The sequence below is a fragment of the Pseudomonas sp. ZS1P83 genome, from assembly GCF_054897825.1.
Map to the genome: position 1 here is coordinate 381,935 of NZ_CM142706.1, position 17,656 is coordinate 399,590.

Annotated in this window: 18 protein-coding genes; 13 read left to right on the forward strand and 5 right to left on the reverse strand. The window is 57.8% G+C overall.

All coding sequences use genetic code 11. The annotated features are described in order from the left end of the window. Window positions 1-5: 5 nt before the first annotated feature. From rimM to ACYZT0_RS01905, 9 genes are all read left to right on the forward strand, one after another. On the forward strand, window positions 6-545 hold the full coding sequence (rimM, locus tag ACYZT0_RS01865; protein WP_462044394.1) for a ribosome maturation factor RimM: 540 nt from the start codon (window positions 6-8) through the stop codon (window positions 543-545). Continuing rightward, window positions 527-1,300 carry a tRNA (guanosine(37)-N1)-methyltransferase TrmD gene (gene trmD, locus ACYZT0_RS01870; RefSeq protein ID WP_462044395.1) on the forward strand — a complete coding sequence of 258 codons (774 nt, stop codon included), beginning with the start codon at window positions 527-529 and terminating at the stop codon, window positions 1,298-1,300. The genes rimM and trmD overlap by 19 nt, the downstream gene beginning before the upstream one ends. Before the next feature lie 45 nt (window positions 1,301-1,345). Beyond that, window positions 1,346-1,696 (forward strand): 50S ribosomal protein L19, encoded by a 351-nt coding sequence (gene rplS / locus ACYZT0_RS01875; protein WP_063322826.1) that lies wholly within the window; start codon window positions 1,346-1,348, stop codon window positions 1,694-1,696. A gap of 99 nt (window positions 1,697-1,795) precedes the next feature. Further along, complete coding sequence (xerD, locus tag ACYZT0_RS01880) at window positions 1,796-2,692, forward strand: site-specific tyrosine recombinase XerD (RefSeq protein WP_462044396.1); 897 nt, start codon at window positions 1,796-1,798, stop codon at window positions 2,690-2,692. Between the two features lie 174 nt (window positions 2,693-2,866). After that, window positions 2,867-3,598: a bifunctional protein-disulfide isomerase/oxidoreductase DsbC gene (dsbC, locus tag ACYZT0_RS01885; protein WP_462044397.1), complete on the forward strand. Its 732-nt coding sequence runs from the start codon at window positions 2,867-2,869 to the stop codon at window positions 3,596-3,598. 134 nt (window positions 3,599-3,732) lie between these two features. Then, on the forward strand, window positions 3,733-5,037 hold the full coding sequence (locus tag ACYZT0_RS01890) for a homoserine dehydrogenase (protein WP_461965900.1): 1,305 nt from the start codon (window positions 3,733-3,735) through the stop codon (window positions 5,035-5,037). Window positions 5,038-5,103: 66 nt separating this feature from the next. Next, window positions 5,104-6,513 carry a threonine synthase gene (gene thrC / locus ACYZT0_RS01895; protein ID WP_462044398.1) on the forward strand — a complete coding sequence of 470 codons (1,410 nt, stop codon included), beginning with the start codon at window positions 5,104-5,106 and terminating at the stop codon, window positions 6,511-6,513. A gap of 120 nt (window positions 6,514-6,633) precedes the next feature. After that, complete coding sequence (locus tag ACYZT0_RS01900; protein ID WP_462044399.1) at window positions 6,634-7,992, forward strand: transporter substrate-binding domain-containing protein; 1,359 nt, start codon at window positions 6,634-6,636, stop codon at window positions 7,990-7,992. A 162-nt stretch (window positions 7,993-8,154) separates the two neighbouring features. Then, complete coding sequence (locus tag ACYZT0_RS01905) at window positions 8,155-8,442, forward strand: DUF3509 domain-containing protein (RefSeq protein WP_461974037.1); 288 nt, start codon at window positions 8,155-8,157, stop codon at window positions 8,440-8,442. A 171-nt stretch (window positions 8,443-8,613) separates the two neighbouring features. Here the strand turns inward: ACYZT0_RS01905 and ACYZT0_RS01910 are convergent, their stop codons facing one another. Both ACYZT0_RS01910 and ACYZT0_RS01915 read right to left on the reverse strand, forming a co-directional pair. Next, window positions 8,614-9,609 (reverse strand): TIGR02285 family protein, encoded by a 996-nt coding sequence (locus tag ACYZT0_RS01910; RefSeq protein ID WP_462044400.1) that lies wholly within the window; start codon window positions 9,607-9,609, stop codon window positions 8,614-8,616. Next, complete coding sequence (locus ACYZT0_RS01915) at window positions 9,536-10,735, reverse strand: CaiB/BaiF CoA transferase family protein (protein WP_462044401.1); 1,200 nt, start codon at window positions 10,733-10,735, stop codon at window positions 9,536-9,538. Before ACYZT0_RS01915 ends, ACYZT0_RS01910 begins: the two co-directional genes overlap by 74 nt. 147 nt (window positions 10,736-10,882) lie before the next feature. Here ACYZT0_RS01915 and ACYZT0_RS01920 point away from each other — a divergent pair, with 147 nt between their 5' ends. From ACYZT0_RS01920 to ACYZT0_RS01930, 3 genes are all read left to right on the forward strand, one after another. Beyond that, complete coding sequence (locus tag ACYZT0_RS01920) at window positions 10,883-11,425, forward strand: YaeQ family protein (RefSeq protein WP_282377035.1); 543 nt, start codon at window positions 10,883-10,885, stop codon at window positions 11,423-11,425. A 66-nt stretch (window positions 11,426-11,491) separates the two neighbouring features. Further along, on the forward strand, window positions 11,492-13,201 hold the full coding sequence (gene recJ / locus ACYZT0_RS01925; protein ID WP_462044402.1) for a single-stranded-DNA-specific exonuclease RecJ: 1,710 nt from the start codon (window positions 11,492-11,494) through the stop codon (window positions 13,199-13,201). 266 nt (window positions 13,202-13,467) lie between these two features. Then, window positions 13,468-14,574, forward strand: a complete 1,107-nt coding sequence (locus ACYZT0_RS01930; protein WP_462044403.1) for an NADH:flavin oxidoreductase/NADH oxidase — start codon at window positions 13,468-13,470, stop codon at window positions 14,572-14,574. Between the two features lie 138 nt (window positions 14,575-14,712). On the opposite strand, the gene ACYZT0_RS01935 is transcribed toward ACYZT0_RS01930, so the two are convergent. Further along, window positions 14,713-16,338 (reverse strand): glucan biosynthesis protein D, encoded by a 1,626-nt coding sequence (locus ACYZT0_RS01935; RefSeq protein WP_462044404.1) that lies wholly within the window; start codon window positions 16,336-16,338, stop codon window positions 14,713-14,715. 415 nt (window positions 16,339-16,753) lie between these two features. Between ACYZT0_RS01935 and ACYZT0_RS01940 the strand changes: the two genes are divergently transcribed. Then, window positions 16,754-16,939, forward strand: a complete 186-nt coding sequence (locus tag ACYZT0_RS01940; protein WP_462044405.1) for a hypothetical protein — start codon at window positions 16,754-16,756, stop codon at window positions 16,937-16,939. Window positions 16,940-16,990: 51 nt separating this feature from the next. On the opposite strand, the gene ACYZT0_RS01945 is transcribed toward ACYZT0_RS01940, so the two are convergent. Both ACYZT0_RS01945 and ACYZT0_RS01950 read right to left on the reverse strand, forming a co-directional pair. Then, complete coding sequence (locus ACYZT0_RS01945; protein ID WP_462044406.1) at window positions 16,991-17,281, reverse strand: type II toxin-antitoxin system RelE/ParE family toxin; 291 nt, start codon at window positions 17,279-17,281, stop codon at window positions 16,991-16,993. Beyond that, window positions 17,259-17,507 (reverse strand): CopG family ribbon-helix-helix protein, encoded by a 249-nt coding sequence (locus ACYZT0_RS01950; protein WP_414923805.1) that lies wholly within the window; start codon window positions 17,505-17,507, stop codon window positions 17,259-17,261. The genes ACYZT0_RS01945 and ACYZT0_RS01950 overlap by 23 nt, the downstream gene beginning before the upstream one ends. Between the last annotated feature and the right edge of the window lie 149 nt (window positions 17,508-17,656).

The following is a 17,656-nucleotide window of genomic DNA, read 5'->3' on the forward strand; positions in this document are numbered from 1 at the left end:
GCAATATGAACGCGACGCCAGCCATTGCTGATGATTTGATCGTTATCGGCAAAATCTATTCGATTCACGGTGTTCGCGGCGAAGTGAAGGTCTTTTCCTTTACTGATCCAATTGCAAACCTGTTGGACTACAAAACCTGGACGCTCAAGCGTGAAGGCGTTGTACGGCAGGTAGAGCTGGTCAGCGGCCGTGTTCATAACGGCAAGTTTCTGGTCACAAAGCTCAAGGGTCTCGATGATCGTGAAGAAGCTCGTCTTCTGGCCGGTTATGAGATCTGCGTGCCGCGTAACCTGTTTCCAGATCTGACCGACGGCGAGTACTACTGGTACCAGCTGGAAGGTCTCAAGGTCATCGACCAACTCGGGCAACTGCTCGGGAAAATCGATCATCTGCTAGAGACTGGCTCGAACGATGTCATGGTGGTCAAGCCTTGCGCTGGCAGCCTGGACGATCGCGAACGCCTGTTGCCCTATACGGAGCAATGCGTGTTGGTTGTCGACCTTGCCGCAGGCGAGATGAAGGTGGAATGGGATGCGGACTTCTAAGCGTGGCTAATTTGCGCGTAGAAGTGATCAGTTTGTTTCCCGAGATGTTCTCCGCCATCAGCGAGTACGGCATCACCAGTCGTGCGGTGAAACAGGGGCTCTTGCAGCTCACCTGTTGGAATCCGCGAGACTACACGACGGATCGACATCACACTGTGGATGATCGCCCATTTGGCGGTGGTCCGGGCATGGTGATGAAGATCAAGCCCCTGGAAGATGCGTTGGTTCAGGCCAAGGCAGCAGCCGGGGAGGCGGCGAAGGTAATTTACCTGTCCCCCCAAGGCCGTCAACTGACTCAGTCGGCGGTACGCGAGTTGGCGAATTCGGATGCATTGATCCTGATTGCCGGCCGCTATGAAGGCATTGACGAGCGTTTTATTGAAGCTCATGTCGATGAAGAGTGGTCGATTGGCGACTATGTACTGTCTGGCGGCGAGCTGCCGGCGATGGTCCTGATCGATGCGGTTACACGACTGCTGCCTGGAGCTTTAGGGCATGCGGACTCCGCCGAGGAAGATTCCTTTACGGATGGTTTGCTGGATTGCCCGCACTACACCCGACCGGAGGTGTATGCGGATCAGCGTGTTCCCGACGTATTGCTAAGTGGCAATCACGCGCATATCCGGCGTTGGCGTTTACAGCAGTCCCTTGGTAGGACCTCTGAACGACGCGCCGATCTTCTGGAAAGCCGCTCGCTTTCTGGAGAAGAGAAGAAGCTGCTCGAGGAATACATCCGCGAGCGGGACGATAGTTAACAACGTATCGATGGTAGATCCGACGATTTACCTTAGGAGCACAGCATGACTAACAAAATCATCCTTGCACTCGAAGCAGAGCAGATGACCAAAGAGATCCCTACCTTTGCCCCGGGCGACACTGTTGTCGTTCAGGTGAAAGTGAAGGAAGGCGACCGTTCGCGTCTGCAAGCGTTCGAAGGTGTTGTTATCGCCAAGCGTAACCGCGGCGTAAACAGTGCTTTCACCGTTCGTAAAATCTCCAACGGTGTTGGCGTAGAGCGTACTTTCCAGACCTACAGCCCGCAAATCGACAGCATGGCCGTTAAACGTCGCGGTGACGTACGTAAAGCCAAGCTGTACTACCTGCGTGACCTGTCCGGTAAAGCAGCTCGCATCAAGGAAAAACTGGCTTAAGTCCAGCTTCCGATGCAGAAAAAAGCAGCCTACGGGCTGCTTTTTTGTTGCCTGCGATTTATCTTCCTTGGCCGTACTGCCGGTCTTGCCTGAGCCTTTATGCCCGCCATCGATCATCCTTTGATAGACCAATTTCTCGACGCGCTGTGGCTGGAGAAAGGTCTTTCCGATAACACCCGCGATGCCTATCGCAGCGACCTGGCCTTGTTCAACGGCTGGCTGCAGGAGAGGGGGCTGGAGTTGATCAACGCTGGCCGTGAATTGATCCTCGATCACTTGGCCTGGCGCCTGGAGCAGAACTACAAACCCCGTTCCACTGCGAGATTTCTCTCTGGTGTGCGCGGCTTTTATCGCTATCTGCTGCGAGAAAAGTTGATCACGGTCGATCCGACGTTACGCGTCGATATGCCTCAACTCGGTAGGCCTTTGCCAAAATCCTTGTCAGAAGCCGATGTGGAGGCGTTGCTGAAGGCGCCCGACTTGAGCGAAGCCATCGGCCAGCGGGACCGCGCCATGCTCGAAGTGCTTTACGCCTGTGGCCTGCGGGTGACGGAACTGATCAGTCTGACACTGGAGCAGGTCAACCTGCGTCAGGGCGTGCTGCGAGTGATGGGCAAGGGCAGCAAGGAGCGGCTGGTGCCGATGGGCGAGGAGGCGATTGTCTGGGTCGAGCGTTACCTGCGCGATGGCCGCAACGAGCTGCTGGGCGGGCGCCCCAGCGATGTCATGTTCCCCAGCCTGCGCGGCGAGCAGATGACTCGGCAGACTTTCTGGCATCGCATCAAGCATCAGGCCAAGGTCGCCGGGATCGGCAAGTCGCTGTCGCCGCATACCCTGCGTCATGCCTTCGCCACGCACTTGCTCAACCACGGAGCCGACTTGCGGGTGGTGCAAATGCTACTCGGCCACAGCGATCTGTCGACCACGCAGATCTACACCCACGTCGCCCGCGCACGCTTGCAGGAATTGCATGCCAAACACCATCCGCGCGGCTAGTGCAGAACTGCTACATAAAGCGTCGTACACCGCAAGTTAGGTGTCTTGTCACCCGCATTCGGCCACGCAGCCCTTATGTGGTAGGCTTTGCCGGTTTGCACGATGGGCGATTATGACCCGGTGTTTCGGCACGGGCGTTCTGATCGTCCCATTTGTCCGCCCTCAGGAGTTCTCATGCGTCTGACCCAGATTTTCGCCGCCGCAGCCATTGCGTTGGTCAGCACCTTTGCCGTCGCCGATGACGCGGCCGATAAAGCCATTCGTAAAAGCCTGGAAAACCTTCAGCTCGAAGTTCCGGTAGAAAGCATCTCCGCCAGTCCTCTGCCAGGTCTGTACGAAGTCAAACTCAAGGGCAGCCGCGTGCTCTACGCCAGCGCCGATGGCCAGTACGTGGTTCAGGGTTACCTGTTCCAGCTCAAGGACGGCAAACCGGTCAACCTGACCGAGAAGACCGAACGCCTGGGCGTTTCCAAACTGGTCAACGCAATCCCGGTCGCGGAAACCGTGGTGTATCCGGCGATCGGCGAAACCAAATCGCACATCACCGTGTTCACCGACACCACCTGCCCGTACTGCCACAAGCTGCATGCCGAAGTGCCTGAGCTGAACAAGCGCGGCATCGAAGTGCGTTACGTCGCGTTCCCGCGCCAGGGCCTGGGCTCGCCGGGTGATGAACAGCTGCAAGCGGTCTGGTGCTCGAAAGACAAAAAAGCCGCCATGGACAAAATGGTCGACGGCAAGGAAATCAAGGCCGCCAAATGCGATAACCCGGTTTCCAAACAGTTCGCCCTCGGTCAGTCGATCGGCGTGAACGGCACACCGGCCATCGTTTTGGCTGATGGCCAAGTCATTCCGGGCTACCAGCCTGCGCCACAAGTCGCCAAACTGGCGCTGGACGCGAAATAAATTTGCATCGTCACGGTCAGCCATTGACGATCATGGTCCGGCGGCAACATTCACCGGGCCATCAATAGAGAACCGCGAGCATGCGGTTGTTTTCACGGCCGGCCTTGAGTCGGCCGTTTTATGGGGAGTTCACAGTGAAACCGGTCAAAGTAGGCATCTGTGGGTTAGGAACCGTCGGTGGCGGTACCTTCAACGTACTTCAGCGCAACGCCGAGGAAATTGCTCGTCGTGCCGGGCGTGGAATCGAAGTGGCACAAATTGCCATGCGCACGCCAAAGCCTCAGTTCCAGACGACCGGTATTGCGATTACCAACGATGTCTTCGAAGTGGCCACGAACCCTGAGATCGACATCGTCATAGAGCTGGTGGGCGGCTACACCGTTGCCCGTGAGCTGGTACTCAAAGCGATCGAGAACGGAAAACATGTGGTCACCGCGAACAAGGCGTTGATCGCCGTTCACGGTAACGAAATTTTCGCCAAGGCCCGCGAGAAGGGCGTGATCGTTGCGTTCGAAGCGGCCGTGGCCGGTGGCATTCCGGTGATCAAGGCGATCCGTGAAGGCTTGTCCGCCAACCGTATCAACTGGGTCGCCGGGATCATCAACGGCACCGGCAACTTCATCCTCACCGAAATGCGCGAAAAGGGCCGGACCTTCGAAGACGTCCTCGCCGAGGCGCAAGCCCTCGGTTACGCCGAAGCCGATCCGACCTTCGACGTTGAAGGCATCGACGCGGCCCACAAGCTGACGATCCTGGCATCCATCGCGTTCGGTATTCCGCTGCAATTCGACAAGGCCTACACCGAAGGCATCACCAAGCTGACCACCGCTGACGTGAACTACGCCGAAGCGCTGGGCTATCGCATCAAGCACCTTGGTGTGGCTCGCAGCACGGCTGCCGGTATCGAGTTGCGTGTGCACCCGACGCTGATCCCGGCCGATCGTCTGCTCGCCAACGTCAACGGCGTGATGAACGCGGTGATGGTCAACGGTGATGCAGCCGGTTCGACCTTGTTCTACGGCGCTGGCGCTGGCATGGAGCCAACCGCTTCCTCGGTGATCGCCGACCTGGTGGACGTGGTTCGCGCCATGACGTCCGACCCGGAAAACCGCGTGCCGCACCTGGCCTTCCAGCCGGATTCGCTGTCGGCCCACCCGATCCTGCCGATCGAAGCTTGCGAAAGCGCCTACTACCTGCGCATCCAGGCCAAGGATCATCCGGGCGTGTTGGCCCAGGTCGCGAGCATCCTGTCGGAGCGCGGCATCAACATCGAATCGATCATGCAGAAAGAAGTCGAAGAACACGACGGCTTGGTGCCGATGATTCTGCTGACTCATCGCGTGCTGGAACAGCACATGAACGACGCAATCGCCGCCCTGGAAGCCCTGACGGGCGTGGTCGGTCCGGTCGTACGGATCCGCGTCGAGCACCTGAACTAAGCCGTTATCGTTCACCGGGCCCGCATGCGGGCTCGGGTTTGCGAACACTGTCTATTGGAGCCAGTCATGCGTTATATCAGTACCCGCGGCCAGGCACCGGCCCTGAATTTCGAAGACGTTCTGCTGGCCGGTCTGGCCACTGACGGCGGCCTGTACGTGCCGGAAAACCTGCCACGTTTCACCCAGGAAGAAATCGCTTCCTGGGCCGGCCTGCCGTATCACGAACTGGCCTTCCGGGTAATGCGCCCATTCGTGGCCGGCAGCATCCCCGATGCCGATTTCAAAAAAATCCTCGAAGAAACTTACGCTGTGTTCTCGCACAACGCCGTCGCACCGCTGCGTCAGCTGAACGGCAACGAATGGGTATTGGAGCTGTTCCACGGCCCGACCCTGGCGTTCAAGGACTTCGCCCTGCAACTGCTCGGTCGTTTGCTCGACTACGTGCTGGAAAAGCGCGGTGAGCGTGTAGTGATCGTCGGTGCGACCTCCGGTGATACCGGCTCGGCCGCCATCGAAGGCTGCAAGCACTGCGAAAACGTCGACATCTTCATCCTGCACCCGCACAACCGCGTGTCCGAAGTGCAGCGTCGCCAGATGACCACGATCTTCGGCGAGAACATTCATAACATCGCCATCGAAGGCAACTTCGATGACTGCCAGGAAATGGTCAAGGCCAGCTTCGCCGACCAGAGCTTCCTCAAAGGCACGCGTCTGGTAGCGGTGAACTCGATCAACTGGGCGCGAATCATGGCCCAGATCGTTTACTACTTCCACGCAGCCCTGCAGTTGGGCGGTCCGGCACGTTCGATATCCTTCTCGGTGCCCACCGGCAACTTCGGCGATATCTTCGCCGGTTACCTGGCACGCAACATGGGCCTGCCGATCAACCAGTTGATCGTCGCCACCAACCGCAACGACATCCTGCACCGCTTCATGAGCGGCAATCAGTACGTCAAGGAAACCCTGCACGCCACGCTGTCGCCGTCGATGGACATCATGGTGTCGTCGAACTTCGAACGCCTGCTGTTCGATCTGCACGGTCGCAACGGCGCAGCGATTGCCGGTTTGATGGACACCTTCAAGCAGGGTGGCGGTTTCAGCGTCGAAGAGGAGCGCTGGACCGAAGCTCGCAAACTGTTCGATTCGCTGGCCGTGGATGACGCTCAAACCTGCGAAACCATCGCCGAAGTCTTCGAGCAAACCGGCGAACTGCTGGATCCGCACACGGCTATCGGTGTGAAGGCTGCACGCGAATGCCGTCGCAACCTGGATATCCCAATGGTGATCCTCGGTACGGCGCATCCGGTCAAATTCCCGGACGCCGTGGAAAAAGCAGGCGTAGGAAAAGCGCTCGAACTACCTGCACATCTTTCTGATTTGTTTGAGCGAGATGAGCGCTGCACCGTGCTGCCAAATGACCTGAAAGCCGTCCAGGCCTTTGTCAGTCAGCATGGCAACCGCGGCAAGCCTCTGTAACCAATTAAAACTGTCACATTTTGAAGCCCGTCTCCTGACGGGCTTTTTCATTTCTGCATGCCACACTTGTTGCGTTTTCGCCCATGAGGGACGGGCGAGTTGATCGCGAAGGAAGTGGTAATGCTGTTTTTAAAAGGGTTAAAACCAGCCGCGCGCTGGATGTTTTTTTTGGTCGGTACCTTGGGCTTTGCTCAATGGGGGAGCGCGTCGCAATTGACGGCTTCCGAGTCCAGGGGATCCGTCATCAACGCAGCGATCGAGCTGGACGCTCAGGAACTTGAATGGATTGCCGAGCATTCGCAAGTCATCGTCGCCTCGGTGCAATATCCGCTGTACCTGTTCAAGGATGAGCACGGCCACTGGAGCGGTTTGAACAATGATCTGCTCAACCGCATCAGCGCCATGACGGGATTGCAGTTTGTTCATGAAGAGTCGTTTTCTACCGATCAGCTGCTTGGACGGCTGGAAAGCGGTGCCGCGGACATGAGCACGACGTTGGCGATGAATGACGAACGCAAGACGTTTCTGGATTTCAGTCATGCGTTCGGTGGCGCTGGCTGGGTGTTCGTCGGGCGCGCCGGGGCGCCAGTGGTGCAATCCCTGGAGCAGCTGTCGGGAAGGGTTCTGGTGTTGCCGACGCGGCATGCGCTGGAGGCTACGATTCGCCGCGACAATCCGGACATCGACCTGCGCTCGGTTAAAACCTATACGGAGGCCCGGGCGTTGGTCGAAAGCGGTGAGGCCTATGCCACCATCGAAAACGAAATCGGAGCACAACTCTATCCGCCCGGTCAGCTCAAGGTCGGGTATACGGTTGAGGGCAAATGGGAGGCGGACCACCTGGCCGTACGCAAAGGTCAGCCGCAGTTGTCGAGCATTCTCAACAAGGCGCTTGAAGCGTTTCCTCCTGCCGAATTGCGCGCCATTCGCCTGAAATGGCTCAATGGGATTGCCCCCGTTCAGGTGCCCGGCAACTGGCACCCGTTCACCCAGTGGGGCTGCTGGGGAGTGTTTGTCGTCAGTCTGTTCGGCCTGCTGTCGCTACTCTGGAACCGCAGGCTCACGGTATTGATCCAGCAGCGCCTGGATGCCGAGAAAAATCTGAGTGATCAGCTCGCCTTCCAGCATGCGTTGATGGACGCCATGCCCGATCCGATGTTTGTTCGTGATCTGGAAGGGCGTTTGATCATGTGCAACAAAAGTTATGAAGAGGGCTTGTCGACTCGTTTCGACCAGGTTCAGGGACGACAGCTGATTGAACAGGATGTCTTGCCCAAAGAGACTGCCGAACTGCTGCATGCAGAGTTCATGGCCCAGCTCGGTACGCGCAAGACCCGCTTCAGTGAGCGTCAATTGATGTTCAACAACGGCCTCAGGCATGTCTATCAATGGACGGTGCCGTTTTACAGTGCCGATGGACAATTGCGCGGCCTGCTAGGGGGATGGACCGATATTAGCAAGCGCAAGAGGCAGGCGTGACGCGGCTGTTTTCTCTCTGTCATCTTGGCCGTGCATGCTCTATTGACCAGAGGCGCAGGTTCACCTGCAGTCGGTATCCAGAACTTTCTTCTCGGGCCAGAGGTCATTTACTGTAGGCACGCCCCAGGCACTTTGTTTTCGGACTATTGAGTGGTGATCGAGATGGAAAGTATCAGTCTATTGCTCGGTGAGGCTCTGAGCCCGTATCAGGTTACGTTGACCCCGTCAGGGACTCATGGCGAATGCCTGGTGACACTGAAGAATGCGTCCGGCGCTATCGTGGTCGAACGCGCGTTCAATCAGGCCCAGTTAACCAGCAAGCGTCTACTGACGGATGTGGTCGACGGGTTGCATCGCGACGTGCTTATCGCGGAAGGCCGGCTGGAGCCCTGCGTCATAGCGGCGTTGCGCAATGCGGCTCAGGACAAAATCCTGGCCAACCGAAATTGAATTGTTTTTTTGTGGGAACCTTCCTGCGCTAATGTCAGTCAGACCATGTAACAGCAGGATCAAGCATTGTGCTCCGGTGCTTGTAGCTTGCTGTTACTGGTCTTTATGTAGGCCACGTTTAACCCCGAGTCGTCTCCCCACTTCTCGGGGTTTCTTTTTGCCTGCGATTTGTCATTGCGCGGCCTGTTGTATGAAAAATGCCCGGCTGGCTTCCAGGTAGTCGCTGCGACTTTCGGGGTCCAGCCAGGCGGCATATGCCTGGCTCAAGTGATCGTGGGGCAGGGTGCGCAGCAGTTGGTTGATCTCGATGATCGCCTGCCGGCCTTGGGGTGTGTCGGTACAGCCGATGTAACCGGACAGGTATTTACCCGTGCCGCGAATCGGGTAGAACTGCAATTCATCCTCCGTGATCCCTTGCTGCTGGGCCTGGTAGCGGATTTCCGGGCGGTATCCCAACAGCATCCGCAAGCGCCCCAGACGTTGCATTTGCAACAGGCTGCCCAAGGCGTCGTTACCGTAGTGGAGGGTCAGTGAGTTGGCTGGTGCTTGTTTGAGCAGCGCGTCGAGATATTCGCCATAGTTGCGCTCGGCAATAATGCCCAGCTTCTCGTGGCCACTGGCCAACAGGGCAACCAGGTCCACTTCGCCATCCTTGATGAAGGGCGTCAACACCTCCCGATCATCGCGGCGCACGGCCAATCCATTGCTCATGGCCCGAAACACCGGAATGGAAAACGCGATCCAGCTATCGCGCTCCTTGCTCCAGTTCAGCGCCGCATCGCACGTGAGGGATGGCTCGTGGAGCATTTGCAAGCCGCGAGCGCGATTGACTCGCATCAGGGTGTGCTCGTATTGCGGCATGCGGGCGATCAGCAGCGGTAAAAATTGATCGATCACTCCCTGGCCCTTTTTCGATCCTTCGAAAATCATCAGCGGTGGAAGGTCGCGCAATAACCAGACCAGGGTTTCCTTCGGTTGCGCCAACGTCGACTGAGCCTGGCCGGTGAGCAAAAGGAAAAACACGAACGCGCACGCTGCTCGCCCGCCGCGCGTCAGGCAGTGATTGATGGGTCGCGTAAGCAGGCGTTTCAGCTTAGATCGCCCCGGCTTCACGCAGCTTTGCGATCTGTTCCTTGTCGTAACCAAGATCGTTGAGTACCTGCGCATTGTGTTCGCCCAACTGCGGCCCGACCCATTCCGAAGTACCGGGTGTCTCAGAGAGTTTCGGCACTATTCCCGGCATCTTGAAATCTTTACCATCCGGCAACTTGGCTTTCAGGAACATCTCCCGGGCCAGGTACTGTGGATCACTGAACATGTCTTCAGCGCTGAAGATCCGACTGGCCGGTACGTCGGCCTGATTCAACTGCTCGATGATGGCGTCCAGCGGCAGTGAGTTGGCCCAGCGATCAATCACCCCATAAATCTCGTCGCGACGGCTATCGCGTCCGTCGTTGCTCGCCAGCGCAGGGTCGTTGGCCAGGTCGTCGCGACCGATGATCAGCATGAAACGTTTAAAGATCGCGTCGCCATTGGCGCCGATCTGCACATGCTTGCCGTCGGCACTGGTGTGGATAGAGGAGGGCGTAATGCCCGGCATGATGTTGCCGGTGCGCTCGCGGATGAAACCGAACACGTCGAACTCGGGGACCATGCTTTCCATCATGGCGAAGATCGCTTCATACAGCGCCACATCCACCACTTGGCCAAGGCCTCCGTTTACCTCGCGATGACGCAGGGCCATCAGTGCGCCAATCACGCCCCAAAGTGCGGCAATGGAATCGCCGATGGAGATTCCGGTGCGCACCGGTGGTCGGTCTTCGAAGCCGGTGATGTAGCGCAGGCCACCCATGGATTCACCGACGGCGCCAAAACCTGGCTGATCCTTCATCGGCCCGGTCTGACCGAAACCCGAGAGGCGCACCATCACCAGTTTCGGGTTCAGTGCGTGCAAGACTTCCCAGCCCAGACCGAGTTTTTCCAACACACCTGGGCGAAAATTCTCTATCAGGATGTCCGCTTCGCTGAGCAGTTTTTTCAGAATTGCCAGGCCGTCGGGGTGTTTCAGGTTCAGCGTCAGGGACTTCTTGTTGCGCGCCTGAACGAACCACCACAGCGAAGTGCCTTCATACAATTTGCGCCATTTACGCAATGGATCGCCACCATCGGGGGACTCGATTTTGATCACTTCGGCACCGAACTCGCCGCAAATCCGCGAGGCAAACGGCCCGGCGATCAACGTGCCCAATTCAATGACTTTCAGACCTGAGAGCGGTTTTCCGGTGAGCGGCATGCTGAATCCTGTAGGACAGTGGCTGAGCGAATACAGCGTTTTAACATAGCCGAACGTCAGACGACCAAGGTTGATCGCCTTCCATTCGTGGATTACGTACCGCATCGGTTAGACTTGCCGCCTTTCCCCGTATCAAGAAGCCCGTTCATGGCCCAGCCGTCCACGACCTACAAGTTTGAACTGAACCTTACCGACCTCGACCGCAACGTGTACGAGAGCGTGAAGCAAACCATCGCTCGTCACCCTTCGGAAACCGAAGAGCGCATGACCGTGCGGCTGCTGGCCTACGCCTTCTGGTACAACGAGCAGCTGTCGTTCGGTCGGGGTCTGTCAGACGTGGACGAACCTGCCCTGTGGGAAAAGAGCCTGGACGACCGCGTTCTGCACTGGATCGAAGTCGGTCAGCCAGACGCCGATCGCCTGACGTGGTGCTCGCGTCGCACCGAGCGCACCAGCCTGCTGGCCTACGGCAGCCTGCGCGTCTGGGAAACCAAAGTGATCCCGGCGATCAAAAACCTGAAAAACGTGCACATCGCTGCTGTTCCGCAGGAAGTGCTGGAAACCCTGGCCAAGGACATGCCCCGCGTTATCAAGTGGGATGTGATGATCAGCGAAGGGACGATTTTCGTCACCGACGACCGTGGTCAGCATGAAGTCCAGTTGCAGTGGTTGAGCGGCGAACGCGGCTGATTATTCGCTGCTAACCTGCGTCATCCGGTTTTATCCTACGTATTCAAGAGAAGCACCTGTCACCCCATGCGCATCGAACCTCGCCTGTTGCCCGACACCCTGCCATTCCTCGGTGATCTGCCGCCGTTGCTGACCCGTCTGTACGCGGCGCGGGGCGTGCTGTCCGAGGCTGAACTGGATAAGAGCCTGGCGCGACTGATCCCGTTCCAGCGGCTCAAAGGTATCGATGCGGCGGTGGATTTGCTGGTGACGGCGCTGGAGCAGCGTCAGCGGATTCTGATTGTCGGTGACTTCGACGCCGATGGTGCGACGGCCAGTACAGTGGGCATGCTGGGCTTGCGTCTGCTGGGTGCGGCTCACGTCGACTATCTGGTGCCGAACCGATTTGAGTACGGCTACGGCCTGACGCCGGAAATCGTTGAAGTGGCGCTGACCCGCGATCCGCAGTTGCTCATTACCGTGGATAACGGTATTTCCAGCGTTGAAGGCGTGGCAGCGGCGAAAAAGGCCGGGCTGAACGTCCTGGTTACCGATCATCACTTGCCCGGCGATGAACTGCCGTTGGCCGATGCCATCGTCAATCCGAACCAGCCTGGTTGCGACTTTCCGAGCAAGGCGCTGGCCGGCGTCGGGGTAATTTTCTACGTGTTGATGGCCCTGCGCGCGCGCTTGCGCAGCCTCGGCTGGTACGAGACCAAGCCGCAGCCGAACATCGGCGAGTTGCTGGACCTGGTGGCGCTGGGCAGCGTCGCCGACGTGGTTCCACTGGATGCCAACAACCGGATTCTGGTGCACCAAGGCCTGGAACGGATTCGCGCCGGGCGTGCTCGCCCAGGCATCAAGGCAATCCTTGAGGTGGCCAAGCGTGACCCTGCGCGCATCACCTCCACCGATCTGGGGTTCATTGTTGGCCCGCGCCTGAACGCGGCAGGAAGGCTGGATGACATGAGCCTGGGCATCGAATGCCTGCTCACTGAAGACGCCGGTCTGGCGCGTGAAATGGCGGTTCAGCTCGACGGCATGAACCAGGACCGCAAATCCATTGAGCAGGGCATGCAGCGTGAAGCGCTGGCTCAACTGAAGGATTTACCGGTTGAGTCGATGCCGTTCGGCTTGTGCCTGTTCGATCCCGAGTGGCACCAGGGTGTCATCGGAATCCTCGCATCGCGTATGAAAGATCGCTATTTCCGTCCGACCATTGCCTTTGCCGATGCAGGCGATGGCTTGCTCAAGGGCTCGGGGCGTTCGGTCCAGGGTTTTCATATTCGCGACGCATTGAGCGTGGTGGCGGCGCAGCATCCGAATTTGATCAGCAAATACGGCGGCCATGCGATGGCAGCCGGCCTGACGTTGCCGGAAGCGAATTTTCCGTTGTTCGCTGAAGCCTTTGACGCCGAAGTGCGTAGGCAATTGCGCGAAGAAGACCTGACCGGGCGCCTGCTGTCGGATGGCACCCTGGCGGTCGAGGAATTCCACCTGGAACTGGCCCGCGCCCTGCGCCATGCCGGTCCATGGGGGCAGCACTTCCCGGAGCCGCTGTTTCATGGGGTGTTCCAACTGGTCGAGCAGCGCGTCGTCGGCGAGCGGCACCTCAAAGTGGTGCTGAAAAGCGAATGCGGCTCGGTGAAACTGGACGGCATTGCCTTCGGAATCGACCGCGACATCTGGCCGAATCCGACCATCAAGTGGGTGGAATTGGCCTACAAACTCGACCTTAACGAGTTCCGTGGCAACGAGACGGTGCAGTTGATGATTGCCCACATCGAGCCGCGTTAAGCCCTTCGCGGGCAAGCCTCGCTCCTACAGGTATCGGTGATCTGTAGGAGCGAGGCTTGCCCGCGAAGGCGATTTCCTTCACACCGAATCCCTCGGAACCCTCCCTCATCCCCCGATGTCGACTAGGCTCTAAGCACTGCTTGATTATCCTTGTGACGTCTTGTCGAATTTTTGCCCGCGGGGGCGGGTGCTGCACCTTTTTTCTGTCACTCGTCGACTTTTCAAACAGAACCCTGGAGCCTGCCCACTGATTCGAGAGGTGCCCCATGAGTCTGCTGCTTGAACCCTATACCCTTCGCCAATTGACCCTGCTCAACCGCATTGCGGTGTCGCCGATGTGCCAGTACTCCAGCGTCGATGGACTGGCCAATGATTGGCACCTGGTCCACCTCGGCAGCCGCGCTGTCGGCGGGGCCGGCCTGGTATTTACCGAAGCCACGGCGGTGACCGCCGACGGACGTATCACCGGCGAGGACCTCGGCCTGTGGAACGATGAACAGATCGAACCTTTGCAACGCATCACGCGCTTCATTGCGGCTCAAGGCGCTGTGGCCGGCATTCAATTGGCTCATGCTGGGCGTAAGGCCAGCACCCATCGGCCGTGGATTGGCAAACATGGCAGCGTCAAACCCGAAGACGGTGGCTGGGTTCCGGTGGGCCCTTCGCCGATTGCTTTCGACCCGCAGCACACCCACCCCAAGCAGCTCGATGAAGGCGAGATCGCTGAGGTCATTCAGGCCTTTGTCGCTTCGGCCCACCGAGCACTGACCGCGGGTTTCAAAGTGGTCGAAATACACGCCGCCCACGGTTACCTGTTGCATCAGTTTCTTTCGCCCCTGAGCAATCAGCGGCGCGATCAATATGGTGGTTCGTTCGAGAATCGAATCCGGCTGGTGCTGCAAGTCACCGAAGCGGTGCGTGCGGTGTGGCCTGAAGAGCTACCGCTGTTCGTGCGGGTGTCGGCCACCGATTGGGTGGAAGACGGCTGGAACCCGGATGAAACCGTGGAGCTGGCACGACGCCTCAAAGCGTTGGGTGTGGACCTGATTGACGTCTCATCGGGCGGTACCGCGGCCAACGCCGAGATTCCTACAGGTCCCGGTTATCAGACCCGCTTCGCCGAACGTGTGCGCAAGGAGTCAGGCATTGCTACAGGCACTGTAGGGATGATTACCGAACCGGCGCAGGCCGAGCACATTCTGCGAACCTGCCAGGCTGACCTCATCTTCCTGGCCCGTGAGTTGTTACGAGATCCGTACTGGCCGCTGCATGCCGATGATGACTTGGGAGGGCGCAAGGCCATCTGGCCGGCGCAGTACCAGCGGGCAACCCATCGTGAACAGCCGATTCACGAGTCGGATTTGCGCGACTGATTGACGCTGTAAAACAAAAAGCCCCGATCACATTGATTGGGGCTTTTGCTTTTCTGTGCGGGGATTTTTGTTGGCTGTCAGGTCCTCTTCGCGGGCAAGTCGGGTCGCGAAGGGGCCCGCCCAGACAACCTCATACCCTCAGGTGTACTTGCGCTTATCCAGTGCCGGTGGGAAATACTGGTACAACCAGGTTTCACTCAACGTCCGGTCATGGGTGCGAATGAACAACCGCAGCTCCACCGGCGCCACGCTGTCATTGGTTGGGTACCAGTCAAAAGTAATGCGGTAACCCTTGATGTCATCCAGTACCAGCACGTTGAAGTCCTTCACCTGCCCATTCGAGCAAGTGACCACCGGCTCGATCGCCGCACCTTCCGGCAATCGGTCCAGGCCGCCGCCCGTGAAGTCCACGGCAAACCGTCGAGCCCAAACCTGCGGGTAATGCTCGCCGGGGGCCCAGCCTTCGATGAAGCCGCCCATGCCCGAACGAGTAGCGTTGACCCGCGCCAACGGCGTACTCACTGGCGGCACAGCGCTCCAGTAGAGCTTGTAGCCGTAGTTCAGTGAATCACCGGCCGCGACCGGTTTCTTCGGGGTCCAGAACGCGACGATGTTATCGAGGGTTTCGCCGGTCGTAGGAATTTCCATCAGATCGATAGAGCCTTCGCCCCACGCAGTCGTAGGTTCTACCCACAGGCTCGGACGCTTGCTGTACCAGTCGACGGTGTCTTGATAGCTGTCAAACTCATGATCGGTCTGCACCAGACCGAAACCTTTCGGATCAGTATCGGCGAATGCATTGAATTGCAGGGTGGCCGGGTTGTTTAGCGGGCGGCAGATCCACTCACCGTTGCCGCGCCACATGGCCAGGCGATCAGAATCGTGGATCTGCGGGTGAATCGTGTCGCACATGCGTCGTTCATGGGTGCCGCAGCTGAACATGCTGGTCATCGCCGCGATGCCCAGTTGTTCGATGGCGGTACGCGCATTGATGTGAGCATCGATGCCCATGACGACCTGGCTGGCCTGACAGTCGATGTCGAAACGGTAAGCGCCGGTGGCGCTCGGTGAATCCAGCAGGGCATAGACCACGAAGCGGGTACTGTCCTTGTCCGGGGTCTCGAACCAGAACTTGGTGAAGTCAGGGAATTCCTCACGCTTCTTGGCATAAGTATCAATCGCCAGACCGCGAGCCGACAAACCGTACTGGCCCGAGGTATCTACCGCACGGAAATAGCTGGCGCCGAGGAAGGACAACACATCGTGCTGGTCCAGCTCCGGGGCCTTGAACAACTTGAACCCGGAAAACCCCAGATCGCCCGTGAGCTGTTTGGTGTCGACCGTGGTTTTTTCATAGTTGAACAGGGTCGGACGGAAATGCACTTCCCGCGCCTGACGAGTCTTGGGATCGACGCTGTACATGCGCACCGGTTGCTTGAAACCCATGCCAACGTGGAAGAACTGCACATCCAGCTGACCGTTGAGGTCATTCCACAGCGAATGGTTGCCGTCGTACCGGATCGCGTTGAAATTTTGCGGCGTCATGGTCGCCAAGGTCGGCGGCAGCACCTGCTTGGTGTCCTGATATCGATTGCCGGCGAGCTGCTTGGCCTGGATCTTCAGCGTTTCAAAGTCGAACGCCTGAGCCTCGCCATCCGCCGCGCTATTACCGGCCCAGGCCCGCGCAGCTAGCAGACCGGTGGCTGATAATCCGGTGTAGGCAGCGATGGCCATGGATGCTTTGAGCAAATTCCTGCGGTGCATAAGTACAACCTGTCGTGAACAATCCCGCGCCGTTCCTGGCACGTGCTGGATCAAAAATGGAGGTTTGGACATGCCTTCGGCCAAACGCAACGGACATTAAACAGATAACAAATAGCTTAGACCGTTCGGTTGTGGAGAAAAAATGATTGATGGCATAGCGACAGCGCGGCAATGAAACAAGAAATGTCGGTCAACAATTCCGACAGGACTTTCTGATTTATAGGGCATTTCTGCTTTTTTTGACTAATTACTCTAAAAACCACTTTTCAGCGCCGATTTAATTCCTATTCTATGGACATGACCGGTTTCGGCCCTTCAGGCCGGTGGGTTCAGCAGGCACATAATGCGACTGCTGAAAGTAGTAGGGCGATGCGGTTTTCTGGAGTTTTCTTTGACGTATAGAAGGACATCGTCCATGTCGAAAGTACAAGGCATCACCGAACTGTTAGGAATATTTCCCTGCCTGGCTACCAGGCGGCGAAGGCGTCGGCTCAGTTCGGACGAAATGAAATTGTTAGAGCGCTATCGAGAGCTGTCGGAAAGCGACCAGATTGCGATGCGGTATCTGGTGGATGCGATGAGGAGTGTTTCGCGGTTTTAAGGAGGCACGACGTTCAGCCGCGGCGATAGTGTTGTGGCTGAATGTCGCCGATTACCAGTTTTGCGATCGCTCTGCCCGCTGGTGCAAAACACGCAGTACCTGTATCTGGCCTTGCATCAATCGATAGGGAGCGATAAATGGATAACGACCGAATACCAGCTCACGTACATCCGGTACTACTGAAGGCCTTCCTGACCCTGGAAACTGCTCCAGTTGATGGAAGGATTGCAGAAAAATCGCTATGACCTCCAATGCGGCATCAGCACCAACGACGCCTTGGTAATACTCATGAATAGAATCGAGGTCACTTTCAGCTTTTTCAGTCAGTACTACGCTCGGCACGTTTTGCCCACTTAGCCTTTACGGCATCCAGATCGGTGAGTTTTCCTGCGTCGGCGTCTTTTATGCCGTCGCTTATGGCTTGTAGATGCCATGACTCGGCTTCTACATATCGAACCAATGCACGCTTGAGATGGTACTGACGGTCTCGATCGGTGGCCGCTGCCAGACTATCAAGCTGTTGGGCGAGCGTTTCTTCAACTCGAAAAGACAAAACGGGCGAGGCCATGGCGGCTCTCCTAGAAATGTATACGTTGTAAACGACGTAAACACCCTAGGTCTTACTGGCTTGTTCGTCAACCGATCGCCTTGCATTGGTTTGAAGAAACCTTAGCGGGCGAAAGAAGAACGGGAGGAGGGGATGTATTTCGAAATGCA